Source organism: Pseudoalteromonas sp. MER144-MNA-CIBAN-0113 (assembly GCF_040308965.1).
Taxonomy (GTDB): Bacteria; Pseudomonadota; Gammaproteobacteria; order Enterobacterales; family Alteromonadaceae; genus Pseudoalteromonas; species Pseudoalteromonas tetraodonis.
On record NZ_JBEOOG010000339.1, the window covers coordinates 1 to 274 of the forward strand.

Consider the following 274-nt stretch of genomic DNA (forward strand, 5'->3'; position numbering starts at 1 on the left):
ATTATTTTTTTCAAACCATTCACCGAGTTCGTTTATTAGTGGTGTAGGTCCAAATGCAACAGGTGCGTCTATATCGGCTGCATACTCTGTCATCATTACAAATGCGCTAAGCTCTGGCGTTCTTTTTTTAGTAAAACCATCAAATTCATGCTCAACAAAAGCGCGGGTAATTTCGCGGGCTCTATCTGCTCTAAAGTTAGCAAAAATAACGGTGTCACCATCGTTTATTGAAGCCTGAGTGGCACCTGTTGGCGTAATAGTCGTAGCTGCTACA

1 pseudogene is annotated in these 274 nt (G+C 42.0%); it reads right to left on the reverse strand.

The window, feature by feature from the left end:
• Nucleotides 1-274 (reverse strand): annotated as a pseudogene (locus tag AAEY57_RS19950) (2,3-bisphosphoglycerate-independent phosphoglycerate mutase); the annotation flags it as partial.